Origin of the sequence: Methylocella sp. (assembly GCA_037200525.1) — a bacterium.
Lineage (GTDB): Bacteria > Pseudomonadota > Alphaproteobacteria > Rhizobiales > Beijerinckiaceae > Methylocapsa.
The window spans coordinates 163,750-189,438 of the sequence record JBBCGG010000001.1 but is presented as its reverse complement, the minus strand read 5'-3'; the positions used below and the strand labels follow the sequence as shown (position 1 = coordinate 189,438).

Annotated in this window: 19 protein-coding genes, 1 tRNA gene and 5 pseudogenes; 15 read left to right on the top strand and 10 right to left on the bottom strand. The window is 58.2% G+C overall.

The window, feature by feature from the left end; all coding sequences use genetic code 11:
- The first annotated feature begins 291 nt into the window (after positions 1-291).
- A protein-coding gene (locus WDN46_00925; protein MEJ0092038.1) for an IS5 family transposase occupies positions 292-1,049 on the top strand; the annotation gives its coding sequence in 2 pieces (ribosomal slippage) (positions 292-631 and positions 631-1,049; 759 coding nt in all).
- Between the two features lie 484 nt (positions 1,050-1,533).
- On the opposite strand, the gene WDN46_00920 is transcribed toward WDN46_00925, so the two are convergent.
- Entirely contained in the window at positions 1,534-2,895 is a 1,362-nt protein-coding gene (locus tag WDN46_00920; GenBank protein ID MEJ0092037.1) for an NAD(P)/FAD-dependent oxidoreductase, read from the bottom strand.
- Positions 2,896-3,436: 541 nt separating this feature from the next.
- Between WDN46_00920 and WDN46_00915 the strand changes: the two genes are divergently transcribed.
- Together WDN46_00915 and WDN46_00910 are read left to right on the top strand one after the other, a co-directional pair.
- Positions 3,437-4,000, top strand: a complete 564-nt coding sequence (locus WDN46_00915) for a DUF308 domain-containing protein (protein ID MEJ0092036.1) — start codon at positions 3,437-3,439, stop codon at positions 3,998-4,000.
- Positions 4,001-4,407: 407 nt separating this feature from the next.
- A complete protein-coding gene (locus tag WDN46_00910) occupies positions 4,408-5,115 on the top strand; it encodes an outer membrane protein (protein ID MEJ0092035.1) in 708 nt (235 codons plus the stop codon).
- A gap of 140 nt (positions 5,116-5,255) precedes the next feature.
- Here the strand turns inward: WDN46_00910 and WDN46_00905 are convergent, their stop codons facing one another.
- On the bottom strand, positions 5,256-6,161 hold the full coding sequence (locus WDN46_00905) for an AraC family transcriptional regulator (GenBank protein MEJ0092034.1): 906 nt from the start codon (positions 6,159-6,161) through the stop codon (positions 5,256-5,258).
- Between the two features lie 81 nt (positions 6,162-6,242).
- Between WDN46_00905 and WDN46_00900 the strand changes: the two genes are divergently transcribed.
- From WDN46_00900 to WDN46_00880, 5 genes and pseudogenes are all read left to right on the top strand, one after another.
- Positions 6,243-6,581: a hypothetical protein gene (locus tag WDN46_00900; GenBank protein ID MEJ0092033.1), complete on the top strand. Its 339-nt coding sequence runs from the start codon at positions 6,243-6,245 to the stop codon at positions 6,579-6,581.
- 127 nt (positions 6,582-6,708) lie between these two features.
- Entirely contained in the window at positions 6,709-7,473 is a 765-nt protein-coding gene (locus tag WDN46_00895) for a response regulator (GenBank protein ID MEJ0092032.1), read from the top strand.
- 335 nt (positions 7,474-7,808) lie between these two features.
- Positions 7,809-8,435, top strand: a pseudogene (locus WDN46_00890) (manganese catalase family protein).
- A gap of 218 nt (positions 8,436-8,653) precedes the next feature.
- Positions 8,654-8,863: pseudogene (locus tag WDN46_00885) on the top strand (IS5/IS1182 family transposase).
- A gap of 44 nt (positions 8,864-8,907) precedes the next feature.
- On the top strand, positions 8,908-10,218 hold the full coding sequence (locus WDN46_00880) for a hypothetical protein (GenBank protein ID MEJ0092031.1): 1,311 nt from the start codon (positions 8,908-8,910) through the stop codon (positions 10,216-10,218).
- 269 nt (positions 10,219-10,487) lie between these two features.
- On the opposite strand, the gene WDN46_00875 is transcribed toward WDN46_00880, so the two are convergent.
- Both WDN46_00875 and WDN46_00870 read right to left on the bottom strand, forming a co-directional pair.
- Positions 10,488-11,345 (bottom strand): site-specific integrase, encoded by an 858-nt coding sequence (locus tag WDN46_00875; protein ID MEJ0092030.1) that lies wholly within the window; start codon positions 11,343-11,345, stop codon positions 10,488-10,490.
- A gap of 416 nt (positions 11,346-11,761) precedes the next feature.
- Positions 11,762-12,220, bottom strand: a complete 459-nt coding sequence (locus WDN46_00870) for a hypothetical protein (GenBank protein ID MEJ0092029.1) — start codon at positions 12,218-12,220, stop codon at positions 11,762-11,764.
- A gap of 165 nt (positions 12,221-12,385) precedes the next feature.
- Between WDN46_00870 and WDN46_00865 the strand changes: the two are divergent.
- A pseudogene (locus tag WDN46_00865) lies at positions 12,386-12,556 on the top strand (transposase).
- Positions 12,523-13,146 carry an IS5 family transposase gene (locus tag WDN46_00860; GenBank protein ID MEJ0092028.1) on the top strand — a complete coding sequence of 208 codons (624 nt, stop codon included), beginning with the start codon at positions 12,523-12,525 and terminating at the stop codon, positions 13,144-13,146. Before WDN46_00865 ends, WDN46_00860 begins: the two are co-directional and overlap by 34 nt.
- On the opposite strand, the gene WDN46_00855 is transcribed toward WDN46_00860, so the two are convergent.
- Complete coding sequence (locus tag WDN46_00855; GenBank protein ID MEJ0092027.1) at positions 13,136-15,871, bottom strand: SIR2 family protein; 2,736 nt, start codon at positions 15,869-15,871, stop codon at positions 13,136-13,138. The genes WDN46_00860 and WDN46_00855 overlap by 11 nt on opposite strands.
- A gap of 310 nt (positions 15,872-16,181) precedes the next feature.
- Between WDN46_00855 and WDN46_00850 the strand changes: the two genes are divergently transcribed.
- On the top strand, positions 16,182-18,161 hold the full coding sequence (locus WDN46_00850) for a hypothetical protein (protein ID MEJ0092026.1): 1,980 nt from the start codon (positions 16,182-16,184) through the stop codon (positions 18,159-18,161).
- A 202-nt stretch (positions 18,162-18,363) separates the two neighbouring features.
- Here WDN46_00850 and WDN46_00845 read toward each other — a convergent pair.
- Positions 18,364-19,130, bottom strand: a pseudogene (locus WDN46_00845) (IS5 family transposase).
- 30 nt (positions 19,131-19,160) lie between these two features.
- Complete coding sequence (locus tag WDN46_00840; GenBank protein MEJ0092025.1) at positions 19,161-19,397, bottom strand: hypothetical protein; 237 nt, start codon at positions 19,395-19,397, stop codon at positions 19,161-19,163.
- Between the two features lie 196 nt (positions 19,398-19,593).
- On the opposite strand from WDN46_00840, the pseudogene WDN46_00835 reads away from it, so the two are divergent.
- Positions 19,594-19,902, top strand: a pseudogene (locus tag WDN46_00835) (transposase).
- A gap of 519 nt (positions 19,903-20,421) precedes the next feature.
- On the opposite strand, the gene WDN46_00830 reads toward WDN46_00835, so the two are convergent.
- The 3 genes from WDN46_00830 to WDN46_00820 form a co-directional block, all read right to left on the bottom strand.
- On the bottom strand, positions 20,422-20,676 hold the full coding sequence (locus tag WDN46_00830) for a hypothetical protein (protein ID MEJ0092024.1): 255 nt from the start codon (positions 20,674-20,676) through the stop codon (positions 20,422-20,424).
- Positions 20,677-21,556: 880 nt separating this feature from the next.
- Complete coding sequence (locus WDN46_00825) at positions 21,557-22,537, bottom strand: alpha/beta hydrolase (protein MEJ0092023.1); 981 nt, start codon at positions 22,535-22,537, stop codon at positions 21,557-21,559.
- Between the two features lie 612 nt (positions 22,538-23,149).
- A tRNA-Gly gene (locus WDN46_00820) sits at positions 23,150-23,224 on the bottom strand.
- Between the two features lie 428 nt (positions 23,225-23,652).
- Here WDN46_00820 and rpsM point away from each other — a divergent pair.
- From rpsM to WDN46_00805, 3 genes are all read left to right on the top strand, one after another.
- Entirely contained in the window at positions 23,653-24,021 is a 369-nt protein-coding gene (rpsM, locus tag WDN46_00815; GenBank protein MEJ0092022.1) for a 30S ribosomal protein S13, read from the top strand.
- A 77-nt stretch (positions 24,022-24,098) separates the two neighbouring features.
- Positions 24,099-24,488, top strand: coding sequence for a 30S ribosomal protein S11 (gene rpsK, locus WDN46_00810; protein MEJ0092021.1), 390 nt, complete (start codon positions 24,099-24,101; stop codon positions 24,486-24,488).
- Positions 24,489-24,547: 59 nt separating this feature from the next.
- Positions 24,548-25,597 carry a DNA-directed RNA polymerase subunit alpha gene (locus WDN46_00805; GenBank protein MEJ0092020.1) on the top strand — a complete coding sequence of 350 codons (1,050 nt, stop codon included), beginning with the start codon at positions 24,548-24,550 and terminating at the stop codon, positions 25,595-25,597.
- Positions 25,598-25,689: the final 92 nt, after the last annotated feature.

Below are 25,689 nucleotides of genomic sequence, written 5' to 3'. Positions count from 1 at the left end.
CACGGTGATCTCGCGAGGTCCCAGAGCGCGCGATCGCCAGCGATGGCGTGAGCCAGTATTGCGACTCGTCGCTGATGACGAAACGCGGGAAAAAAATATTATCTCCGCAGTCGGCTACCTCTGCTGGGAATGCCACTGTCTAGAGACGTACCGAATGGCTGCTCCAATAAAATAGCGAATAACTCGGTACCAGATATAATACAGGAAGACTATTATCCCTAGGGCCCAGACCCATAAAATGGTTGGCGTGACAGGCGGATTGTGATTCACAGCTTCCGAAAGGAAGCGACTATGAATCGGGATCAATTCTGGCTGACGGACGCGCAGTTCGCGAAGATCGCGCCGCATCTTCCCACGGACACGCGCGGCAAGGCGGGCGTCGATGATCGCCGGGTGGTCAGCGGGATCATTCATGTGCTGAAATCTGGCGGACGCTGGATTGACGCGCCGCTGGAGTACGGGCCAAAGAAGACTCTCTACAATCGCTACGTTCGCTGGGCTGCTAAGGGCGTTTGGATCGATCTGTTCCACGCGCTTGCGCAAGCAGGCGGGCCGCCGGCGCAGGTCCTCATCGACTCCTCGGCGGTCAAGGCGCATCGCTCGGCCAGTGGCGGCAAAGGGGGGAGAAGAATCAGGCCATCGGCCGTTCGCGCGGCGGGCGCACAACCAAAATCCACGCATTGACCGATGCGGACTGCCGCCCGCTGTCTTTCATGCTCACCGGCGGCCAAATCGCCGATTGCTCGGCGGGCGCGGAGCTTATCGCGCGACTTCCTCCTTGCGAAATCCTCCATGGCGACAAGGGCTACGACGCAAATGCGATCCGTCGGCAGGTCGAGGAGCGCGGAGCTATGCCGAATATCCCGCCCAAGGCCAATCGCAGGTGGAAGAACTGCTTCTCGCCCTTCCTCTATCGAAACCGCAACGCCATCGAACGCATGTTCTGCCGCCTGAAAGACTTCAGGCGCGTGGCTACGCGCTACGACCGAAACGCATTAAACTTCCTCGCCACAGTCTGCATCGCCGCTACCGTTTGCTACTGGTTGTGAGTCTGGACCCTAAAGCTAAGCCAAGACTTATCAAGGCCTCTGTGCGAGATGCTGATGTCGACTCCGGAAGTGTAGGTCGAGGAGAACCATTCTTGTATGCCAAGTTTGGGCAGAACCAGGGTATCAATCCACCCTTAACCGGGGCGCCATTTAGACAATTCTTCTGTTCGGGTTTCTGTCCCGGCGGCAGATAGATAGGATCCAAATAAAACTCATCTGCGGACAATGGAGATATAAAACTCATAACTAGAACCAAAAATTGCAAAACAATTTTCATTTAATTGGTCCTTTGATTCCTTCTTGCGTAAGATTTCACGTATCCGAGCAACAACTTACTTTTCATAATTCAATTCATCATTGCGAGTTCAGGACATTTACGGGGCGCGACGACAGGCGTCAGCCCCAGCGACAATGACGTCGTTTACGCCAGTTATGCCATTTCTGGCATAACTGGCGGCTGGCGCTGATATGTCGGCAGCGTGATTTAATGCAGCTTCACCTGCGGCTCCGACCGGCGCGATAGACCGCGGGCCAGCATGCTGAACAGCACCTTGCGCCCCCCGCTCAGGGCGTATTCATGCATCTTGTAAAGGGAGCGGTACATCAGCCGCGCGAACAATCCTTCGACGCGGAAGCTGCCGCCGACGACAAAACCCATCAGGTTGCCGATGGTGCTGTATTTCCCCAGCGAGATCAGCGAGCCGAAATCCCGGTATTTAAAAGGAGCGAGCGGCTTGCCCTGCATATGATTTTGGATCTGCTTCAACAGATGGCTGGCCTCCTGATGCGCCGCCTGGGCGCGCGGGGGCACCGGGGTGGTAAAGCCCTCGCGCGGGCATTCCGCGCAATCGCCCATCGCGAAGATGTCCGGATCCCGAGTGGTCTGCAACGTCGGCGTCACGACCAGCTGGTTGATCTTGTTGGTCTCCAGCCCACCGAGCCCGCGCAGCACGTCCGGCGCCTTCACCCCGGCTGCCCAGACCACGAGTTCGGAGGGGATGAATTCGCCGCTGGCCAGACGGATGCCGTCGGCTTGGATTTCGGACACCCGCGCCCCGGTCCGCACTTCGACGCCCATCTTCTCGAGCAGCTCCAAGGTGGAGGCGGAGATGCTCTCGGGCAGGGCGGGGAGGATGCGGGGGCCGGCTTCGACGAGGACGATGCGGATATCAGTCGCCGGATCGATGCGGTCCATGCCGAAGGCGACGACTTCCCGCGTAGTGCGGTATAGCTCGGCGGCCAGCTCCGTGCCTGTGGCGCCTGCGCCGACAATGGCGACATGGAGCTGGCCGAGACGGATCGGCTCCTGCTGGGTATGGGCGCGCAGGCAGGCATTGACCAGGCGGCGGTTGAAGCGCTTGGCCTGCTCCGTGGTTTCAAGGGGGATGGCGTATTCCGCCGCGCCGGGCGTCCCGAAATCATTGGTGATGCTGCCGACGGCGATGACGAGCGTGTCGTAACGGATGCTGCGGGGCGGCGTAATAAGGCGGTTCTCCTCGTCATACGTAGCCGCCATCATCACCAGCTTGCGGGCGCGATCGAGGCCGATCATCTCGCCGAAGCGGAAGCGGAAATTATGCCAGTAAGCCTGGGCGAGGTAATCCAGCTCATGCTCGCTGGGGTCCATGCTGCCGGCTGCGACGGAATGGAGGAGAGGCTTCCAGAGATGCGTCCGCGAGCGATCGAGCAAGGTAACGCGTCCGGCGCCGGTGCGATGCAGGCGGTCGCTGAGTTGGGTCGCAAGTTCGAGGCCAGCGGCGCCGCCGCCAACGATCACCACATGGTGGTCGGCGTGGTCGCTGGGGCCGGCGGAGGCGATAGGACTATCGATGACGGGATCATTCATTGCGCAACCTAGTGGTGAAATCAGACGGAGGAGTCTGAGCCGGGACGAGTGCTCTGTGGCGGTTCGGAGCGAGGGTTTTTCCGATTCTATCCGCTGGCGCGAGCAGCTTTGTCACGTTCATTCCTTTTACTTGTCAACAGCCTGTTACTTGTCAACAGCCGGACGCTCGAAATTCGAATGTCTAATTTCAATGCGCCATCGCCATCCGCGCGGCGCGAGGCTCGCTCCTCGATTCAAGTAGCCAGGGAAACAGCGCAGTAGAAGATTATTGATATCCTACGTCATCTTAAGTTCGGCCGTCGTGGAGAGCCGACGAGCGCAGAAACTCGCCTTTTCCGACGCAGCTAGCTTATTGGCCGCGCGATGCTAATCTGTCATACGGGTTTCAATCTCAGTTGAGCTGCGATCAATATATTCCGTAAGTTGAAAAAGCGATTGTTTTATCATTGCCAAAACCCACTGAAAGCAGCACTCTATGCCACGATAAGCTGGCGTCAGCCGGACGTTAGCCGGAAAATATTGGGCAAGGGAGGGCGCCGTCATGCAGCAGCAATTCGATGTCTTTGTCGCAGAGGCTCCAAGAAGCCTCTCGGTCCATTGGGGCTGGTTCGTAGCGCTTGGGTTGGGCCTCGCCATTCTTGGGGCCCTGGCGATTTGGCGGGCCAGAACCGCGACCATCGTCTATGTTGTGTTTCTCGGCGCGCTGCTTCTCGCTGGAGCGCTGGCTGTTCTCATCGTCGCATTTTCGTTCGCCGGCTATTGGACCTCCTTCTTCGCTCATGTTTTATGGGCGGTTCTGCTTGCGATCATCGGGTTCATCCTCGTTAGTCGGCCGGCGATCAGTGCTGAGGCGATCACATTGGTGATTGCGTTCTATTTGATCGTCACCGGCGTTTTGGGCATCGGTTTTGCCCTTTTCTCCCATATCCGCGGCGAATGGATCTCGGTTTTTGACGGCGTGGTGAGCTTGGCGCTTGGCGCGCTTCTCCTCAGCGGTTGGCCCGTCACAGGCTTGTGGGCGATCGGGCTCTTCATAGGGATCGATCTCATATTGAGAGGCATAACGATCGTCGCCTTAGGTCTCGGCCTTCGCAGTCTCGCCTGATAAAATCTTCGTTCCGGTCTCGAGAGACCAAAGGGAGCCTTGCGGGCTGTCAGCCGGATGAGGCCGCGCGGTTGTATAGGCAACCGTCGCCGCGCGCGAGGTCCCGGAAAGGCTTAAGCTGTTAGGTCTCCAACGCTAAAAGCTCAACTAAACGTTGTGTAACAAGAGCGCCACAGAGGCTGGAATACCGCATTTCAACAGCCGTTTATGGTCTTAATTGGTTGTGAACCAGCAAAATCAAGGTCAGATTGCCCGCACTTCAAAAAGTTGATAGCGGAGGACCTCATGATACGTCGCATTTTATTAGCGTCGGCAGGCGCCATTACGCTTGCCAGCACGGCCTTCGCGGCCGACCTTCCCTCACGCGCGCCGCCGCCGGTTTACCTGCCGCCGGCGCCTATTTTTACTTGGACCGGCATATATATATCGGCGGTCAAATTGGCTACGCCTGGGGAAATCAGAACTCCAATCTTGGGGACAATCTTGGCGAGTTCGTTCAGCTCAGCAATAGCGCCAACGGCGTCATCGGCGGCGCTCACGTCGGCTATAATCTACAGCTGAGCCAATTCGTCATCGGCTTCGAAGGCAGCGTCGACGGCACCAGCCTCAGCAAATCCATCAACAACAATTCATTGCTCGGCGGCCTGTTTCCCGGCAACGTCAACGTCAATGTCAGCTCCAACGTTCAGGGTTCGATCCGTGGTCGCGTCGGCTACGCATGGGATCGCATCTTGCTGTACGCCACTGGCGGCGTCGCTTTCGCTGGAACCAACAGCAGCGTTCGGAGCAATTTTGGACCGCTCGTCAGTGATGCCGGCGAGCCGCTGTTCCCGGGCTTCAACGGCTCCGACAGCGCGTCTTCCACGCGGGTCGGCTGGACCGTCGGCGGCGGCATCGAATACGCCGTCACCAACAACTGGTCGATCCGGGCGGAATATCGCTATTCCGATTTCGGTCACACCACGCTCTTCGCGCCCAATTCCTTCGCCATCCCCGGTATTGATCCGATCGGCGCATTCCTCAACCGCCACCTCGTAGAAAATCAGGTGCAGGTCGGGTTCAGCTACAAGTTCGACACCTTCGCCCCGCCCGCGCCGATTGTCGCCAAATATTGAGATCTATCTCGTCGTCCTTCCTTCAGGACAAACAGTAAGGCTCGGCTGAATTAGCCGGGCCTTTTCTATTGGCGGCTAATCAATGGAGGCTTCGTTCAGCGCGTCCCGAAGTTCTCATTGAATGGTCGCCGATATAGTCTTTAGCGAAGGCTTCGACGAAACTCGCCAGGAGTCTGCCCGACGATGCGGCGGAAGGCTCGAGTGAAATTGGCGTGGGAAGAAAAGTTCAGGCTGTAAGCTATGTCGGCTAAGGAGCGGTCGGCGCCCCATATCAGCGATTTCGCGCGTTCCAGGCGCCGGTTGCTGACATATTGATGAGGCGCCTGACCGGTGGACGCCTTGAACGCGCGGGCGAAATGAAATCGGCTGAGACAGGCCGTCGACGCCATCCGCTCTATGGTGAGGTCGCCCTCCAGGTTGGCTTCGATGAAATCCAACACTCTGCGAAGGCGCTGACTGTCGAGTCCTTTCGGGACGCTGAGCGCAGGTGAGCGATCGCCCGACGAGCATGTGTAGTTATGCAGCAAGCGCGCGGCGAGCGTATTGGTTAGCGTTTCGACAAAAAGGTTTCCGGACGAGGTTTCGGTTTCCATCTCCGCGGCTATCGCGAGGCCGATCTGCTCCATGAGAGGATCGCGGAATCCGCCGATCCATTTAAGATCTGCTTCGAGCGATTCATCGGCCGCGTCACCAAGAGCTCGGGACGAAAAATGGCCTGGGTTTAGGTAGAGGTGTATAACCTTCGATCCCGCCGAGGATGCGTGGGACGTTTTCAAAAAATCCGTAGGCACGCCGTTAGGGCAGAGCCAGATCGTGCCGTCGGCAGCGTTGGCTTCCTGGACTGCGCCGCCGGCGCTGCGGGTGATCACGCCGCTGGTTTGGGTCAGCAGAACGACTTCCGTCGTTTGCTGGACGAAAGATGTGAGGTGGAAATCACCATTTGCTCTTAATTCGGCGTAGACGCCAGACCAGTCACGCCCGCGCGACGAAGACAGTAATTCGCTTGTAACGTTTTTGTATTTCGCACCGCCTTTGTTCAACTCCATTGAACGCCCCCTACCTCGAACGGAATTCGCCAGATTTCACCGAAAGCAACCGTGGTTTCGCGCGCAACCCGCCGAAATCGTTTGAAGATCTATGGCTACCCTGAGAACCAAGCAAGAAACGACAATTTGATAGCAAGCCGCGATAACGCATCAAGCGCAAATTTCCGGCAACGATGGGTTGTAGAAATCATCGGAGCTCAGGGGAGCCCGGTGCCGTTTTTCAATGCCGCTGCGATCTTAAAGGTTGTGGCGCTGCTTCTTTTCATCCCGCGCGTCACTGCCGGGCTATTCGATCTTGAACTGTGCTTGCATGCGCGCCCGACGATCCAGAGCCGTGGCTGGATTACTTTTGGATTGGAAGGGCCTTTCTTCTCTGAAGCGCTTCGAACGGAGCCTATCCCGGCGCGCCCCGCGGGGTAACTGTCAGAAACGAGCGACGCAACCATGCAAAATTTGACCCAGATGATTGCGAGCGCACGAGTGAACTTTCCAAAGGAGTCAGTCGACGGTCGCCGGAAGGCGGCGCCAATTCGTCGAACTGGTCGGCATGGGTAAAGATACCGCCTTGGGCCGAAGCATCGCGGCAACCGTGACGCAGGAACCGCGCATCCTCCTCGTCGAAGACGACCTGCTTATGCGGCACATGGTTGCGGACTATCTCGAAGAACATCAGATGCGCGTCGCCTCTGCGTCTGGGCGGCGGGACATGACCCGTTACTTCGCGGGCGGCGAACCCAATCTGGTGATCCTCGATCTGCGGCTCGGCCAGGAGAATGGGCTCGAGCTGCTGCACGAAATCCGGTCGCGTTCCGAGGTCCCCGTGATCATCGTTACCGGCTATCGATCCGACGAAGTTGACCGGGTGGTTGGATTGGAGCTTGGCGCTGATGACTATCTCACCAAGCCGTTCGGCCTTCGGGAGCTGCTGGCTCGCATCCGGGCTGTGTTGCGGAGGGGGGGAGCCGGAACCGCGGCGCCTCAGCAGGCTCAGGAGCGTGGCCGCTGCCAGTTTTGCGGCTGGCGACTCGATTTGCGCACGCGACAGCTGGTCGACCCGAACGAAGTTTTGGTCTCGCTTACGAAGGCTGAATATAGCTTGCTCGTCGCGTTCGTCGAGGCGCCTCAGCGGCCGCTTTCCCGCGAACATCTCCTTGAGGCGACTCGCGTGCATAATGATGTCTTCAATAGAAACATCGACGTGCAGGTCTTGCGGCTGCGGCGCAAGCTGGAGGTCGATCCTGGCGTCCCCCAGTTTATCCAGACCCAGCGGGGCGTCGGCTACATGTTTTCCGCGGTCGTCGAGTGGTTGTGACGCGATAATTTTGGAAACGACGCGGGCCCATTCGAGCGCGGCGCTCTTAAGCAATCGCAGGCCTTGCAAAGCAATCTGATATCAGCGGCGCTGAAGGCCTTTCATCGTCACCGCGATTAAAGGATTCTTGCCTGCAGCGCACCAACCAACGCTTTCATGGACGACGCGCGATCCGCGGATGAACTAGATATTGCTCCCGTGTTGCAGTTTCATTTCGTCGAGCAGGATCTGCGCCGGCTAAGCATAAACAACTTTTCCGGCTGTAGCGGACCAGCAAGCCAATGGCCTTAGCATCATGGTTCGAATGCCGAGCGCAACCAACTGGCGCTCGCAGCATTGTGCGAGGGTTCGGCGGCGCGAACGGCGAGTTGGCCGCTGCGATGCAATATTCAATCCAAGGGTTGAATTGCGACAATCCCGACATCAAGGACCTGTTGATGGACATCGGAACCGAGGAGCTGAGCCATCTTGAGGTCATTGGCACGCTCGCCAGGATGCACCTGATGCCAACGAAAAAGGATCGCGCCGCAGCCGAAGCCGACCCTCTCATCGCAATTTGCGGCGGCGGCGGCGTCGACCTGCGCAATTCAGTCGGCAACGCTTGGACCGCCGACTACTTGAAAATAACCGGCGAATTAGATGTGGACCTGCGCAGCAACATCGCCGCGGAGGCGCGCGCCAAGATTGTCTATGAACGTCTGATCGATTTCTGCGACGATCCAGGCTCCAAAGACGCGCTGCAATTCCTGATGACGCGCGAGATCACTCATATGAAGGCCTTCATGACGGCGCTCGACAGCATGGGCAAGCCGCCGCTGAAGGTCGGATTGATCGAGCCAACGCCAATCCTGGTCGATCAATTCTTCAACACGTCCACAGGAAAGGGTGATGAAGGCGATGATGCGGTTGGTCCCTGGAATGACGGCGGATCGTGGGAGCGCGTTGATGCGCCAGCCTTCCAAGGGTTTGCTTCGCCGAAAGCCGGAACGAGGACATCCGAGCCCTTAGAAATTGACGAAGCCGCCGACGCTCCCAAGCGGTCGCTTGAGCGGAAAGGAACTTCCAAAGAACCGCGAGCGAAATCGCATTAGCCGATAATCGTCTCCTCGGCGGCCTAGGTCGGATGGTGAGCGGGGATTGTTTATCCGCCATAGTCTCCCGCGAAGGACGCGCCAAAAAGTATGGGCCGCACAGGATGCTTTACAATCGCTTCATCCGCTGGAGCCGATTGGGCGCGTTCGACCGGATCTTCGCCGCGCGGGCTGGCGAACGCCCCGAGCGAATCATGATCTACGCCCATCTGAAGGCTCACCGCACGGCGGCGAGCCTTCTTAAAAATGGGATCTCCCCTTGGCATCGGGCGCACAAAGGCGGTCTGAACTCCAAGCTCGATGCCGCTCGCGACGGCGTAGCGCGGAAGATGATTACGCGATTGTGAAACGTGTCTTTTCTATTTTTCAGCTATTCAGAGGCGAGCTGCTGTTTCAAGATCGCTGTGCGGCATCTCAGGGAGCTATTTTCAAGCGCATAATTATGACGAAGCCCAAAATAATCTTTCATATAGGCCTAGAGCGAACAGGAACGACGTCATTTCAGCGCTATTGTACAAATAATAAGAACGTTTTACTAAAATACTCCCTGCTATATCCGACAAAGAACGCTGCATTTTCAGTAGACTGTCACGGCCCGCTCGTTTCGTCCTATTTGCAAAACGATTCGAGTAGAGATTTTTCGCTGCGTTCAGTTTCCCTGAAACGTTCGAAAATACTCCGCTCTCTACTGGACGAGATCAATAAATCACAGGCAAATACCGTTTTGCTCAGCTCCGAGCATTTTTCGTCGCGCTTCGGCGAGGAACAAATCCAGCAACTTGCTGCTGATTTCGCTGGCTGCGAATGTCGTATATTCGTCACGGTGCGAGATCACCTCGCTCGTTTGTGTTCTTCCTATTCTACAAGCGTTATGAGTGGGAGCGAGCTTAATATCGAAGGATATGCCGCCAACGTGACTGCGGCGGGAAATAAATATATCCGGGTTAAAGACACCGTAACGCCATGGGCGGCAATATTCGGTAAAAAGAATATTAGCGTGTTCTGCTATCGTCCTGGCGAAAATGTCGTATCTACTCTGTGCGAAAGCCTTGTTGCAGGGGGGCAATCATTGCCCGCGCCTTCTTCCTATGCCGATAACCGATCCCTTGGGCCAAGCCTGACAGAAGCGCTTCGTCTTACCAATATCGCTCTATCAAGCCGTGCGAAATCGGGAGCGTCTCAGACATACATGAAGTGGTTGCTGCAACGCTATTTCCAAGTTTGTCTCAAGCGATGGCTCGCCCGCGCCTCGGGCGATCAGCTCCTTGATTCGTGGCGTCTCCCTGAAGATACCCTCCGCCGACTGAATGAGATCGCCGAAATTGATTGCCGTTGGTTGGAAGATGAATATGGCGTTCGCCTGTCGGATCAGCAGGCTGAAGATGTCCGATGTCTGTCTGGCCGTTCATCTAATCCGGAGGCGGCGGGTGAAATATTGGCCAAAGCGCTAGTCGAGCAGGCCATGGGGCGGCGCTGGGATGTCATCGACGCTGCGGTGCCAATTCTCCTCCCTCTCATACGCGTCTACGACCGGTGGCGGATCTTGGTCGCAGCGATCAGCCGCCCAACTCCAGAGCTCGGCCAGGAAACTCCCGCTCCGTCCGCGTCTTCGGGCCTTGGGGGCGTTCAGGAGGCGGATCATAATCCGCAATGAGGTCGGTTTGGCCCGCGGGGAGCTCGGCGTCATCCGCGCTCAGGTCCAGCCGCAGGACCAACCTTGCATTACCGCCTCCCCTTTGCTGGGCGCCAAAACTGCGGTTGCTCAAAGGCAGGCGCTGCACGAACGCGCCTTCTGGAATTGACCGGCAGACTAAACTATTGATTTTAATGGTGCTGCGAGACAGGATTGAACTGTCGACCTCTCCATTACCAATGGCCGTCGCCTGCTGTATTTAAAGGGTTTTCTCGAACGGTGCATTGAATTCATTCGCCTTTTCGATCCCTTTTGGGCCTCTTTTGTTCTGTGGTCCTGTGCAATTGAACAGTAGAGCACTCCATACCGGGTACGGCCTCTCGCATAAGGTCGATCTCAAGAGCATCTGCGGCTTCGCGCAAATGATCTGGCGAAAAACGGGCGTAAACCCTTTCCGTCAGCCGGCTGTCAGCGTGGGCTAGGAATTGCGCGATCTCCGCCATCGAGACGCGATCCTCGGCCATGAAAGTTGCGGCGCTGTGCCTGAACACATGCGCCGTCACCCATGGAAGTCCACACCGTTCACCGGCCGAAGCGAGTCCCTTCTTGACGCTGGCGACCGGCTGTCCTGCCCATTCGATCACGTAGGGGCTGGTGGCGCCAGCGCGCGCCGCGCTCAGGGCCGCTCGAGCGGTTTTGTTCATCGGGGGATTTCCACGGCGCTTATTGGTCTTCGGCCGGTCAGGATCCTCAAAATAGATCAGGGATTGGTCAAAATCCACGCGGTCCCATTTCAGTCCGAGGATTGCCCCCATGCGCGCGCCGGTCGTCAGCGCAAGAATGACGAATAGGCGGACGTGCGGCATTTCGCACGCGCCGATGAATTTAACGGCCTGAGATTTGGTCAATCGGCTGTCGCGCGGCGCCGATGCCTCCGGCAATATGATAGCGGGAGCGACTCCGATGATCTTTTTTTTCTGTGCCCACAGGAGGGCCGATCGCAAATGCGCGAGTTCAGTTCTGATCGTGCTAGGCCTTCGGCCCGCTTTGGCGCGCTGCGCCGCATAATCGAGGCTGTCCTGTTCCGTCAGGATTTCAGCGGCTTTCGTCCCAAAAAATGGACCGACAGCCTTCCATTCGAATCCCATGGTGGCAGCAGTTGGCTTGGCGCCGAGAGCTTCCCTATACGAATCCCAGACAAACTGTACAGTTATTTCCGGCGGCCGATTAGCGATCTCGAAGTCGCTGACAAATCGTTTTAGCTCCGCCTCGGCACTCCCACGATCTGCGGTACGAAGGCTTTTACGCCTGACTTCTCCGTTTTCTGTCCAGACGGCGTAATATTTCCCTCTGAAAATGACGGCTCTGAACTTTGGCTGCATTCATATGCCTCGACGTCTTTAAGCTTGACGCGGAGCAATTTGGCCCCAAGCCTGAACGAAGGCAATCGCCCGTCCAAAATCATGCTGCGTACGAGTCGTTCGCTACATTGCCAGCGCTGGGCTATATCAGCCGGGCGCAAAGCTGGATTTTCGTTCAAAAGAGAGGAGGCTCGGCTCATGGTTCAGGCTTGGCCTTTCTCGTTGGCATCCTTACTCGCCTGAAGGGCAGCGCGGGCGCGTTCGCATTCGAGCAAGGGATAATCCGAGTTTTTTTCTGAGCGTTTCGCATACCACTCGGCATGATCCCCGCTCGCAGGCCATAGGGCAGGCATGGCGATCATCATCACCTTTTGCTCCGCTGGACGAGCGGAGTTGAATCTCTCTGACGTACTATTGATCCAATCCGAAACGGCTACTGCATCTTCGTAGGACATGACCGGCACGAGATCGTCTGGTCCGCGCACGTGGGCGCACCATTGGATTGCCGGCGGCGCGCTGGTCGCGGACTGAAGGGCGGCGCGTGCATCTCGAGCCTTCATGGCAAGTTCGAACATCGGGCCGTAATGGTCCGCATATTCGCCACCAAAAATCGCTTCGGCCTCGCTGAGCGCATCCTCGTATGTCTCCAGCGCCTCCCGCATCAACGCCAGCTCGGCGTCTTTGGCGGCGATGGTTTCGCGGAGCTTGTCGCGCTCCCTAATTACCTCGCCCAAAACATCGAGGGGCGACAGCATCTTACCACTAGGCTCAGGACCTATTAAATTTGCCTGAGATGTGATTCCTGGTCTCCGCATGGGGAGGCTGGGATGAGTGATTTGTTTTTGTTGGGCGAGCGGCAGATGGCGCGGCTTGCGCCGCATTTTCCTCTGTCGCATGGCGTTCCGCGGGTTGACGACCGTCGGGTGGTCAGCGGAATCGTCTATGTGATCCGCAACGGCCTGCAATGGAAAGATGCGCCCAAGGATTACGGGCCGCACAAGACGCTTTACAATCGCTTCATCCGCTGGAGCCGGCTCGGCGTCTTCGACCGCATATTCGCCGCGCTCGCTGGCGAAGGTCCAAAGCCCGAGCGCATCATGATCGACGCCACGCATCTGAAGGCGCATCGCACAGCGGCGAGCCTGCTCAAAAAGGGGCTCTTCCCCGCCGTATCGGGCGCACGAAAGGCGGACTGAACTCGAAGCTCCACGTCGTTTGCGACGGCGCCGGCAAGCCCCTCGTCATGTTGCTCTCGGAGGGCCAGATGAGCGACCACAAGGGCGCGCGGCTGATGCTCAAGGCTTTACCGCCCGCTTCAATGTTGATCGCCGACAGGGGCTACGACAGCAACTGGTTCCGCGCCGCGCTGAAGGCCAGGGGCGTCGAGCCCTGCATCCCGCCAACCAGAAGCCGCAAGCTTCCCATTGCCTATGACAAGACGCTCTACCGCCAGCGTCACAAAATCGAGAACATGTTCGCCAAGCTCAAGGACTGGCGGCGCATCGCAACCCGCTATGATCGATGCGCCCACACCTTCTTCTCCGCCATCTGCATCGCAGCCGCCGTCCTCTTCTATCTCAATCAATGAGTCCTGAGCCTAGGTGATGGAAAGCAATGGCTTGATGAGCAAATTTGTCGTCGGGACTACGGGCTAACGCGTCTTTGAGCATTTTCAAAGCATCGTCGGGCCTCCTTCGCGCGTCGTACATTCTCGCGATGCGAATCGCGGTTCCTGATCCCCGCGGGCCAGCCGCCCATGCACGCTCTAGGGCCCTGAGGGCTTTGTCTTCCTGTTCCATTTCCTGCCTGAACCGGGCTTCAATCTGAATGATATCCGGGTCGTCGGGATGAAGCTGCTGCGCGCGCAAGAGCGCGCTCTCTGTATCCTTGACCTTCTCAGCGAAATAAAGCGTCTCGTGCGGCTTAGCATCGTCGGTCAGAGCGGAATTCAATTCCTCCAGTTCGTCGACGAGGATTTTGCAACGACTTGAAACAGCGAAACGTTCGTTGATAGGCATATCGTCTAGTCTCGCACGAGCCCTCCTGCGCAAAGAGCCTTTAAGGAGCGCAGAAGATTCGTCGTTAGCGCGCTTACGGTCGATTTCTGCCTGGGTGTGAACGATCGATTTACTACGCGGATCAAGTTCATGCGCGATCGCCACCTGCCGCTCGGCCTCTAAAAGGGATCCATCGCCATGGGCCGACTCGAAAATCGCCCATTGTTGGTAAATGAACGCTTGTTTCGGCGCAGCCTTTACTGCTGCCTCGTAAATTGTACGTGCATCGACGGACCCGCCGAACGCATCCGCCAACGTGCGCCCCCTAGTCATCTCTTCTATGGCGCGTCTATCGGATGAGTAACCAACGTCCAGTCCCTCGATTAATCTCTTCATCTGTCGAGCCTTCGTCGCGTCGTCGGGGCACACTTGACGAAACACGATTTCTGCCACTCGGGAATGTCGCGTTCTGTAGCAAAAATCACCGGAATAATTGTCCCGCTCAATCCGAACGATGTCCTGCAGAGGGGCAAAGAAGTTGGCTTTATAATCGTCAAAATTAATGCCGGAGATGCGCGATATTGTTCCGGCGCGGACTTTCACCGAAAACTGGTGCATCGTAGCAATGTCAAGATAGAGCTGGCGCGCTTGTTCGGGATAGACTCGCTGGTGCTCGTTAAGGACAATTTCCTCGAATGGCTTCCCCTGAGTGAGCTCGTGCAGTGCGACCAAAAGCTGCCGATCAGCACGTTCCTTTTCCATGAATGAATTTATTTGTTCGGCTCGCGTCTTTGCTTTGAGAAGCCCAAGGCAATCATGCCTTTCGAGGAGATCAAGAAGCCCTTCAACCTCGTCGCGAGAGAGGTTACCGACTCGAACGAATTGCGGTGTGAAGTCCATCTCAAGGGCGGAACAATATGTGTTCCAATCGGAATCGCGTTCAGCACCAATGACTACAAGAGGAATGGATCGAGCCTTCGCCGCTTTCAGCAGCCGATGTAACTTATCGATCTGCAGAGCTACCTGATCGACGAACAAATAAAGGGGGCGTTGGCATAGTTCGTGCAACTCGAAAAACACATTGGGATTCAACGCGCCGCTTTCTTCCAACCATAGGACTAGCGCGTTTGAAGCTGTTGCAGCCTCGAAGGCCGTGCGCTTGAGTGCGATTGTCTTTCCTGCTCCCGCTGCCCCCCGCAGCATGATAAGAACTGGTCCTCCCGGGTTATCGTTCTCGAGCAAGCTTTTATAGAGAAGGTCATTTTCAATCTTTCTGCGTACATCCAGCCGGCGCACAATTCCGCCCCACCCAGTATCGTATCCTTCATAGAATTTCATCGCTGACTGATCAGCGAATGGAATTCCGGAATGAACAAGCGTGAGGTCGGTTTCCAGAGCGGCCCGAACCTTCTCGGTCTCCAGGTATTGCACCGAGTAGAACCTACGGATTGGGAAGTCCGTCACCGCGTCTGAGGGAGCCAGGGACCTGAAAAGCGGGGGCACCGCAACATCCAGCGCGGTCATGAACTCGTGAAAGCGACATTTCAGTACCCCGACATTCTTGGTCGCCCAAAAGTCGATATCGTAGTCTTCTGCGTCGGGCGTGACGATGTACCAGCGAGGACGTTTGTCGCTGGAAAGAGCATATATGAGCTCCCGTACGTGTTGATCATCGAGTCTATAACCGACGAATATCATCGTCGACTCGCGCGCAAGGTCTTTGAGACGCCCGAATAAACGAGTCCGATTAGCAAGATACGTCGAGTAATGCTCGCTAGAAAGCACCAGCGGAATATCGCTGTCGTGCAAGTGGTCGAGGCAGCCGTGCAGCTTTAAATATGGAAGAGGATTGGTTACTGCCTGCAATTTCTCTTCGATCGGTTCGTCGTCCTTCACGAAGCGTACAAGGTGCTGACGTCGCTGTTGTGATTGTGCGTAGGCTCTTTCAAGGAGCAGATCATAATTCGTTGTTGCGAGCATGCGCCAATTGAATTCGCTAACCAGCCGATGCGCGTCGCTTGGTTCAAAGCTGTCTAACGCCTGACGGACGACCTCGAATACGTGAGACTGACCTCCGCTGCTCTGGATAGCCATCTCCGCTACAGCCATCACGCTGCGATTTTTGATCTCCCGGTTGAAAAAGCGTGTCGCTAGAATGTCGCGAAGCTGGTCGGCGTCGGGCGGCCTCCGACCTATGGTGTCGCGAGCTTCCTTTGAGGCCCCGGCTCCAAAAAAGGGAATCGCCCGTCGGCTCTTTACCGCCTCAATAAGCGGTGCCGGAATCTCGATTTTTGTTACGGCCGGTTTTTTAGCCATCGTTTCTCATCTCGGGGCTCCAGCGCCCGCCAATCTGCGAGTTTAACCGACGCTCGTGGCCCTGTTTGAACGATCTAGCGATAGCTCGGACCTTCAACAATAACAATTAGCGCGACGGGATGTACCTAGAAAACATGCCATTCGCAGGCAGCGACCCGGTCGCAAGCCCACCTTTCGCCGCTGCTCCTCCACGCCCAAACTGCCTTGAACTTGACATTTCGATCACACTGTGCTAAAAATGGCGCGTTTAGCGTCTCACAAACGATCAATCGCCGTCCGCGTCGGCGCTCCGCTCCAGAGGTCAACGCCAATGCCGATCGACGCCCAAACCCCCAACGGCTCTATTGCGCGGCGATATTATGCGCCTGGAATGTCGCCCCTCGTACAGCTGGCGGCCTCTGATCCGAGCGGCGTCACGCCATCGGCATTTGCGCCCTCTTCGGCGACGCCGTCAGCGCTTGGTGCACCAGCCCCGCAGCCTTCCGCGCCTCAAGGCTCTCCTTCCCAGCCTGCGGCCCCGGCTACCGTCGACCCTTACGCATCATTTTCCTCGATCGTTGGGAAGCCAGCTGCCGACGACCCGTATGCGTCATTCTCTTCGATCGTTCCGCAGCAGGCCCCGCCCGTCGTCGACGAAACCGTGCCCAATCCCGACGACGCGTCGGACGGCCCGACTCGCGATCTCGGCGCCGATTTGAGCAGCGTTGCGACCGGCGCAGCGAACGTGCTGCGCGAAGCCAATCAAGGCGCATCGCTCGGTCTTTCGCCGCGCATCGCCGCTGGCTTTAGCGCGCTAACCGGCGTTGGCGGCAACTTTGGCGATTATTCTGGCAACCTTGAGGCCGAGCGCGCGAAAAGCGCGGCTTTCGAGAAAGAGCATCCGCTTGTTGCTTCGGCCGCAAATGCCGCTGGAGCGACTGCAACCGGTATCGCGCTCCCGCTCGGCCCGATCGAGGCCGCCGCGCAAGGCGCCGGCGCTCTCGGCAAAGCGGCGATTGGCGCGGGTGTCGGCGGAACGCTTGGCGGCGTTCAGGGCGCCGTGAGCTCGCCGGATTACACGAACTTGCCGCAAGTGCTGTCCGACGCCAGCCGTGGCGCTGGCATGGGCGAGATTTTCGGCGGCGCGTTGCCGTTGGCGGCGAGCGCGGGTAGCAAGGTCATCACGCCGTTTAGGACGCCCGACGCGCTCGCCCCAGCGATCGCCACGCTCGACGCCGAGAATATCCCGATGACCGCGGGGCAGCGCACCGGCAACAAGAATTTGCAACGGGTAGAAAGTGCTGCGGCGCAGATTCCCGGCGCGGGCGGTTCGGCTGCGATTAATGATAGGACAGGGCTGGCATTCACGCGCGCCGTGCTGCAGCGCGCGGGCATCAACGCGCCGCTGGCGACCGACGACGTTCTGGACAATGGCTTTGTCAATCTTGGTGACGTGTTCAACGATCTTTTGGCGCGAAACACCGTGGCCGCCGATCCGCAGCTCGCGACAGATCTGCAGACGACGCTCGGCAATTACGAGCGTACGACGGCGCCGAGCCAACGCACGGCCGACGTCGGGAGCATCGTTGACGACTTGCTGAACCGCACCGGAAGCGGCGCGCTCCCCGGCGACGTCTACCAAGCCACGCGATCGCGTGCCGGCAATATGGCGGATAGCGTTCGCATGTCCGACCCGCAACTTTCGACCGCTTATCGCGGCATTCGCGATGCGCTTGACGATGCTGCTACGCGCTCGATCTCGCCCGACGACGCGCAGGCGTGGCAGGATGCGCGACGCCAATGGGGCAATCTCAAAGATATCGCGACGGCGAAGGCCGGAGGCGGCGAGCGAGGTGCGCAGGGCTATATCTCGCCGGCGCAGATCAAGGGCGCGGTTTCGAAGGGAAACAATCGTATTGACTACGCTCGCGGGCGCGGCGACTTCGCGGAGCTCGCGAAGGCGGGGCAGGCGGCTTTGACGCCGTTGCCCGATTCAGGCACGGCGGGCCGCGCGTTTGCAATGCATCTTCTCTCCGGCGGCTTAGGCGCCGGCGGCCTAGCGGCGGGCGGCCCCGTCGGCGTTGCGGCTGGCTTGGCCGCACCCGCGGCAATCGGACGTCTGATCCTGTCCCGTCCGATTCAGGCATATCTCGGCAACCAATGGCTGCAGCACGGGTTCAACCCTCCGACGGCCGGGAGCGCCATTGCGGCGCTGCTCGGTGCGAAGCGAGAGGCGCTAGCGCAGCCGGCCCAGCAGTTCCGCGCATCGGCGCCGGGCAGCTCGGTGGGGGTTTTATTGGCGGGGAGATAATTGTTGATCGATCAAATGGAACGAGAGCGATCCAGCCCGCCATCAACGCGGCTTTTCGACCCGAGCGCCATCGGGCCGCTCAAGGTGTTGACGGCGCTTGGCGAAGGGCAATGCAAATGGCCCGTCGATGAAGGCGATCGGGGAAGGCATCTGTTTTGCGCGGAGGCCGTGACGCGGCAGAGCACTAGGCAGTAGTGACGAATTACCTGAGCATGATAGCAATAGCGGCGAGCAATACGAAGCCTCGGTAGTTTGCGAGGAGCTTGTCGTATCGGGTTGCGACGCGCCGGAACTGCTTCAGTTTATTGAAGAAACGCTCGACGAGATTGCGCTCCTTGTAGAGCGCCTTGTCGTAGGGGAGCGGCGCGCGGCGATTGGATTTTGATGGGATCACCGGCTCAGCCTCACGCATAAGAACAGCCTTGCGCAAGTGATTGGCGTCATAACCTTTATCGGCGATGATCGCATCGGCCGCAAAGCCTTCGATCAGGGCGTGCGCTTTTGTGATGTCGTTGCGCTGCCCAGGTCCGAGAAGGAGCCGAACGGGGTTGCCGAGCGCGTCTGTCGCGGCGTGGATTTTGGTGCTCAAACCACCGCGAGAGCGGCCCAGGCCTTGGGCATCCGCCCCCCTTTGGCGATCCTTGCGCCGGCCGCGTGCTGATGGGCGCGCACGATTGTTGAGTCGATCATCAGCCATTCGAGATCGGCCTCGGCGGTGAATGCCTCAAGAAATCCGTCCAAGGCGCCGCGCTCGATCCAGCGATAGTAGCGGCGTTTCACCGCCTGATGGTCGCCGAAGCGTTCGGGCAGATCGCGCCAGCGGCCGCCCGAGCGGGCCATCCATAACAGCGCGTCGACGAAGCGTCGATTGTCGCAGCGCGGCCCGCGCTGGCCGGCTCTTCCGCCTGGCACAAGATCACAAAGCCGCTCCCATTGATCGTCTCGCAGCGCATCGACATCCCGAATCATCAAGGCTGATCTCCAAAAATCAGCCTTGAATCATGGAAAGATCCTCGCGAGAATCCCCCAAACGCCGAATTCGTCACCACGGCCTAGATCAACCTGACAGGAATTTTGCTCGTCGCCGGGCGTCACTGCCTCGAGGCAGCTAAGTCTATGGGCTGCGCTGAGATCCCATGCTTGGTCGATAGCTACGGCGAAGATGAAGGGTGCCTCGTCGAGATCGCGGAGAACCTGCACCGCTCCGAGCTGACGGCATTGGAGCGCGCCGAACACGTTTCAGAGTGGATCTCGATCACAAATAAACCGCCCCAAGCTGGGGCAGTTTCCCCACGGGGGCGGGGTAATGAGGGTGGTGTTCGTGCAGCCATTCGGCAGCTTGACGTGTCGAAGGGTGAGGCTGATCGAACTGACAAGATTGCCGCCCTTTCCGGCGATGCCAAGGAAGCAGCCCGCGAGGCCGGTCCACAAGGGCGCGCGGCTGATGCTCAAGGCTTTACCGCCCGCTTCAATGTTGATCGCCGACAGGGGCTACGACAGCAACTGGTTCCGCGCCGCGCTGAAGGCCAGGGGCGTCGAGCCCTGCATCCCGCCAACCAGAAGCCGCAAAGCGCCGCTCCACTATGACAGGACGCTTTATCGAACGCGCCACAGAATCGAGAACCTCTTCGCCAAGCTCAAGGACTGGCGCCGCATCGCAACCCGCTATGATCGATGCGCCCATACTTTCTTCTCCGCCATCTGCATCGCAGCCATCGTCCTCTTCTATCTCAATCAATGAGTCCTGAGCCTAGCACAGCCGTGCTATGAAACATCTTTGGTCGAAGACCATCTGCGCCGAAGCTTTTCTAGCGAAGACCAAAATTACGAGGATAGATATAACCTCGCGCAATTCCTGTTTTTGGAAGGGAAGATTGAGGGCGCGGTCCAGCTCTTTGAGCAGATAAATCGCCGCGCTCCCGAGGGCTTTCGACGGATGACCCCCTCGAAAGACAATATTTTCACGTCAAAGCTGCCGCGATTTGGTGGCGTAGTGGACTCTCTGCGTGAGCGTTTTTTTGTTTATCAAGAGTCCACGCTACTCTCGGGACATTTTCGGGCACCGTTCGTCGTCTAATCCGGATGTATTCGACGAGCTTTCGATCGGGGAGGAAGTTAATTTTCGTATCCGATTTAACCGAGAGGGACCCATGGCGATCGACGTGAAGCTGGGCCGCCTTTCCCTTGAGTAAGTCTCGGGTTGACGTCATTACGGCTCGCCGAGCCGAGATATTGCCCACAGGCCTACCGTTGCCGCCTCTCAGTGCGCACCGAGTAGAGCGTCCGTCTCGGGCACGTTGCCGAAACGCTTGATCACGATAGCGTCTTCGAACTCCCCTGTTGCCGGATCGCCTGTGCGGGAGAATGCGACGGCGCCGGCTACTCTGCCAGCCATTCGTTGAGCCTCCCGGACAACTGCGCCGGCAGTCTGCCGCTCTTGCGCCTCTCCAGCCAAGAGCTCGCCGTCGTCAGTTAGGACGAACGGCAGGGCTACGTAATAGGTCACGCTCGCCATAGCTCTTCGAGCCTAAATTTCCTCGACATGCTAACCCCCGCCCGCCTACGTTCCGCCTTTGTTCTAAAACAGAAGGTGAGACTTGTCTAGGACGGGAACAGCCCCGTCTGCGCGCGGAGATCGGGACTCGCGTCGTCATCCGACGGCACGAATGATCGACGCAATAGTGTCCGGGAAGATGGCGGGCATTAGCGGCAGATTGCCCACATGAAGGAATTATGAGCGAACCTCGGGGCGATCTTTATGCACGATTGCGACCGGAGCACGAAAAGTCTGCGGCCATCGCAAGGGCGCCGGGTCTCCGTATCCGGAAGGTCAAATCTCAGTGTGGATGGCTTTTCGATTGGACTTGGCGGGGAGATTTTTCTGAGTAAGGTGAGGTGGCTTACAAGCATTTCTCAGATGCTTGTAAGCCTGCTCTCCTGCCTTCCGGGTCTTTGCAGTAGGTGGGGCTGGACGCTTTGGACCGCTGCCAGCCCCGCCACCGACTCGGCATGAGCAAAATCGTTGATCTTTTTCAATCCCACAACGAAGAAATTGACCCTTTCCCCGTTAATTCAGGCTTGTGCAGAACTTTGATTTGGGCCATCCGAATCGGCTGTCCTCGGCAACGCGAATCGCCGCCAGGTGCAAAATCGGCGGATTTGCGCCCGACCTTCCGACCCGGGAGCGGCGTCGGTTTTTCAGACTTGCGGACGCCGCGGCTGGGCGGGCGTTGGGCCATGGTCGCCTAACCATAACCAACTTTTACGGCTATAGCGGACCAGCAGACCCAAGCTTTGAAACGCAACCATCCCCGCTCGATTCGGCGAGGCGTGTTGCAAGCGACAGCAATCCAAAAAACGCCGTCGCAGAGGCGCGTGTTTCCTAACCCGAAACCTCAGGCCATGCCTGCGACCGCGTTGATCGCCTTCATGACTTCGGTTTTCGCGCCGTGATGCACCATATGACCCATGCCCGAAATCACATCAATCGAGCTTCCAGAAATCTCGCCATGCAATCGGATCGACTGCGATTTAGGGTCAATCAGCTGGTCGTTTGCCCCAACGACTATGCCCACCGGGATGGACAGCTCCCCGTATCGAGCCCGCATCTTGACGGCGGTGGGCACCATGAGAGCAGCGTCGGCGGCGCTCGACCGCAATTGCGAGGGACGGAGCGCCATTTCTTTGACGGCCGCCGAGAACGGTCGCGAGCAGGCCGCCGGGGAGAAGATCTTCCGCATTAAAGCAGGCCACCCAAGGCGCCCCAATAAGGGGGCCAACGTATGACACAAGACATCGCCGAGGATGGGCGACGCCTGCGCGATCTGGAGGCCTGAGTCGAAGCGTTCTGTCGGATAATAATATCCAGATACGAGAACCAACCCTTTAACCGAAGACGGGTGTTGCAGCGCGAGCGCCATCGCGACCGAGGCGCCTAAGGAGTGCCCCAGCAAAATGCAGCGTTCAACGCCCAGTAGCATCAATGCCTTGTTTATAAGATCGGCCTGGGCGGAAGGCGTCCAGATTGTGCCCCTAGGCCGAGAACTATATCCGAAGCCAGGACGATCGAAGACAATGACGCGGAAGCTTTTGACGGCAAGGTCGATGAGCCCGCTCGTTTCGAAATCCTGAATCAGTGTGCCGTTTCCATGAATAAGCACGAGAGGCTCCCCGACCCCCCATTCGACGTAATGCAGACGCACGCCGTCAACATCGAGAAATCTGCCTACCGCCGGATGGTTCTGAGCGGCGTTGCTCGCCTGCCGACGGGCGATAAGCGCAAGCGCACCGAGGGCGGCGCCTCCAACAGCGGCCGCTACAGCGTACTTTCGTGCACTTGAACCCGGGCGAGTCGCCCGGGTCGTGGGGAGCTTCATATCGGGAATCCTAACCACCGGCATCCGGCGCGCGAAAAGATTGCTGCAGCGCGAACAAGCCATTGGGCCGAAAGTTCCTAACGATTCCGATTAGGACCGCTACGCTTTCCCGAAAAAATTCCCGCGGCTTAGCGAAATTTCATTTCAGATGTCCACAATACCGTTGAAGCTGGTCGCTCCCCAGCATCGAAAAGAACGATGCATTCCCTCGGGATTTTGGCAAACCGAAAATTGGTAGCGCGGGGTTAGGCCAATCGGAGGGTGACCGGTCGGGGGAGGCCGGGGGGTGGGGTACCGGCCTTCCCCGCCCAATGGCCAAGGTCACGCCACATGCGGCAGGGCCCCCGCTGCCCGCGCCTTGCCAAGGCGTTAAACACTATGTGTTATCAATGGCTTGCGCCGTACTGTCAAGGGCCGATGTCGCGCTAACCGGGATCTCGCGCCTATAAGCACTGCCGCAAAGGTGGGGGGAAGGCGTAAACCGAGGTTTGGGAGATCGTGACCCGCGATCGCGGCAAGTTCGTCGAAGCCAGAGCGCCAGATTACTGATGCCAATGTGTTGCCAAGTAATTGGTCATCTTAGCGGCCTATCGGCCAAGCCATTGATTTAACTGGAGCGGGCGAAGGGATTCGAACCCTCGACCCCAACCTTGGCAAGGTTGTGCTCTACCACTGAGCTACACCCGCATCCTTACCGAAGGCTGAGACGCCGACGGCTTTGCGCTATATGGCGCAAACAATCGACGAATGCAACAGCCGGTTTTGGCTTGCCCCCGGTTGTTTGCGGCGCCAAAAACCAAGTTCCGGCGCGTGTCGAAGCGAGGGACGCGCGTCTGCGCTCGGCAAATTTGCAAGCCCGGACTTTTTCGAGCGGCTCCGTCTTGACGCCGCATTTTCGCCATAATTTGCGTCTCGATCATCAAAACTCGAGTTGACGCACAGAGCTCGATCAGTTAAGGAACTTTCTTCCAGCCTGAGACGAAAGTTTCCGGGGGGCATTAATGTGGCCCCAACGGAGTTATTTTTGTTGGGCCCCGCATGAGCCGGCCTCCACCGGACGCGGGAAAACAAACCGCCGCCATGCTTTCATTGGCGGCCGACATGGAGAATTGGTTTTGGCACGTATCGCAGGCGTTAATATTCCGACCGGTAAGCGCGTCGTCATCGCGCTACAATATATTCACGGCATCGGCCCCAAAAATTCTGAGGAAATTTGCGCGAAGGTCAATATTCCGGCCGAGCGGCGCGTCTCCGAATTGACCGATGCAGAAATCCTGCAAATCCGCGAGACGATCGACCGCGATTACATGGTTGAGGGCGATTTGCGCCGCGAAGTGGCGATCAACATCAAGCGCCTGATGGATCTTGGCTGCTACCGCGGCCTGCGTCATCGGCGTCAGCTGCCCGTTCGCGGCCAGCGCACCCACACCAATGCGCGCACTCGCAAAGGCAAGGCGAAGGCCATCGCCGGCAAAAAGAAGTAAACAAGGCTTAAACTCCGCTTTCGCAAGCGGTCAATCCCGAGCGCCTGGCACTACGGGCGCGCCTGAAGGAAGTAAATATGGCAAAAGAAGCTACTCGCGTTCGCCGTCGCGAACGCAAGAACATCGTGTCTGGCGTTGCGCACGTTAACTCGACCTTCAATAATACGATGATCACCATCACCGACGCTCAGGGCAACACAATTTCGTGGTCTTCGGCGGGGATCATGGGTTTCAAGGGCTCCCGCAAGTCGACGCCTTACGCGGCGCAGATGGCGGCCGAGGATTGCGCCCGCAAGGCCTCCGAGCACGGCATGCGCACGCTGGAGGTCGAGGTGTCGGGGCCGGGCTCTGGTCGCGAATCGGCATTGCGCGCTTTGCAGGCGGCGGGCTTCACCGTGACCTCTATCCGCGACGTCACTCCGATCCCACATAATGGTTGCCGTCCGCGCAAAAGGCGGCGCGTCTAAACTCGTAAGCGCGCGGTCGTTCGCCCGCTGTTCATTTCGGCATCAGGGCCGGGCGCCAGATGGGCGCCTTTGCATCGAGGAAAGGTGCATTCGTGATTCAAAAGAACTGGCAAGAGCTCACCAAACCGAACAAGCTCGAAGTCGTTTCGGGCGACGATCCCAAGCGTTTCGCGACGATCGTGGCGGGGCCGCTCGAACTCGGCTTCGGCCTCACGCTCGGCAATTCGCTGCGCCGGATTTTATTGTCGTCGCTGCAGGGCGCGGCGATCACCTCGGTTCATATCGACGGCGTGCTGCATGAGTTCTCGTCGATCCCCGGCGTCCGCGAGGACGTCACCGATATCGTGCTCAATATCAAGGACATCGCCGTCAAGATGCCGGGCGATGGCCCAAAGCGCATGGTCTTGAAAAAGCAGGGGCCGGGCAAGGTCACCGCCGGCGACATCCAGACGGTCGGCGATATTTCGGTGCTCAATCCCGGGCTCGTCATCTGCACCCTCGATGAAGGCGCGGAAATCCGCATGGAATTCACGGTCAACACCGGCAAAGGCTATGTCGCGGCGGACCACAACCGGGCCGAGGACGCGCCGATCGGATTGATCCCGATCGATAGCCTTTATTCGCCCGTGAAAAAAGTGAGCTATCGCGTCGAAAATACCCGCGAAGGCCAGAACCTCGATCTCGACAAGCTCACTTTGCAGGTTGAGACCAACGGCGCTTTGACGCCGGAGGATGCGGTGGCTTTCGCCGCGCGCATCCTGCAGGACCAGCTCAACGTCTTCGTCAATTTCGAAGAGCCGCGTCGCGTCGAGCTGACGCCGTCGATCCCGGAGCTGGCGTTCAACCCGGCTCTGCTCAAGAAAGTCGACGAACTCGAATTGTCGGTGCGTTCGGCCAACTGCCTGAAGAACGACAATATCGTCTACATCGGCGACCTCATCCAGAAGAGCGAAGGCGAAATGCTCCGCACGCCGAATTTCGGGCGGAAGTCGTTGAACGAAATCAAAGAGGTTCTCGCCCAGATGGGTCTGCATCTTGGCATGGAGGTCACTGGCTGGCCGCCGGATAATATTGACGAACTGGCCAAGCGTTTCGAAGAGCATTACTAGGAATCATAATCCAATTGGTCCGGTCTTCCTCTGAATTGAGGAAGGGACAAGGAGCGGCCGTACCTTGGCACGGCGGCCGCAAAAATAACGGA

What these genes read in the sequence shown, in the direction of transcription:
- WDN46_00920 (MEJ0092037.1), bottom strand. Translation starts at nt 2,895, where the DNA reads ATGAATGATCCCGTCATCGATAGTCCTATCGCCTCCGCCGGCCCCAGC.
- WDN46_00915 (MEJ0092036.1), top strand. Translation starts at nt 3,437, where the DNA reads ATGCAGCAGCAATTCGATGTCTTTGTCGCAGAGGCTCCAAGAAGCCTC.
- WDN46_00905 (MEJ0092034.1), bottom strand. Translation starts at nt 6,161, where the DNA reads ATGGAGTTGAACAAAGGCGGTGCGAAATACAAAAACGTTACAAGCGAA.
- WDN46_00895 (MEJ0092032.1), top strand. Translation starts at nt 6,709, where the DNA reads ATGGGTAAAGATACCGCCTTGGGCCGAAGCATCGCGGCAACCGTGACG.
- WDN46_00875 (MEJ0092030.1), bottom strand. Translation starts at nt 11,345, where the DNA reads ATGGGATTCGAATGGAAGGCTGTCGGTCCATTTTTTGGGACGAAAGCC.
- WDN46_00870 (MEJ0092029.1), bottom strand. Translation starts at nt 12,220, where the DNA reads ATGCGGGAGGCGCTGGAGACATACGAGGATGCGCTCAGCGAGGCCGAA.
- WDN46_00860 (MEJ0092028.1), top strand. Translation starts at nt 12,523, where the DNA reads ATGGAAAGATGCGCCCAAGGATTACGGGCCGCACAAGACGCTTTACAA.
- WDN46_00855 (MEJ0092027.1), bottom strand. Translation starts at nt 15,871, where the DNA reads ATGGCTAAAAAACCGGCCGTAACAAAAATCGAGATTCCGGCACCGCTT.
- WDN46_00850 (MEJ0092026.1), top strand. Translation starts at nt 16,182, where the DNA reads ATGCCGATCGACGCCCAAACCCCCAACGGCTCTATTGCGCGGCGATAT.
- WDN46_00830 (MEJ0092024.1), bottom strand. Translation starts at nt 20,676, where the DNA reads ATGGCGAGCGTGACCTATTACGTAGCCCTGCCGTTCGTCCTAACTGAC.
- WDN46_00825 (MEJ0092023.1), bottom strand. Translation starts at nt 22,537, where the DNA reads ATGAAGCTCCCCACGACCCGGGCGACTCGCCCGGGTTCAAGTGCACGA.
- rpsK (MEJ0092021.1), top strand. Translation starts at nt 24,099, where the DNA reads ATGGCAAAAGAAGCTACTCGCGTTCGCCGTCGCGAACGCAAGAACATC.
- WDN46_00805 (MEJ0092020.1), top strand. Translation starts at nt 24,548, where the DNA reads ATGGGCGCCTTTGCATCGAGGAAAGGTGCATTCGTGATTCAAAAGAAC.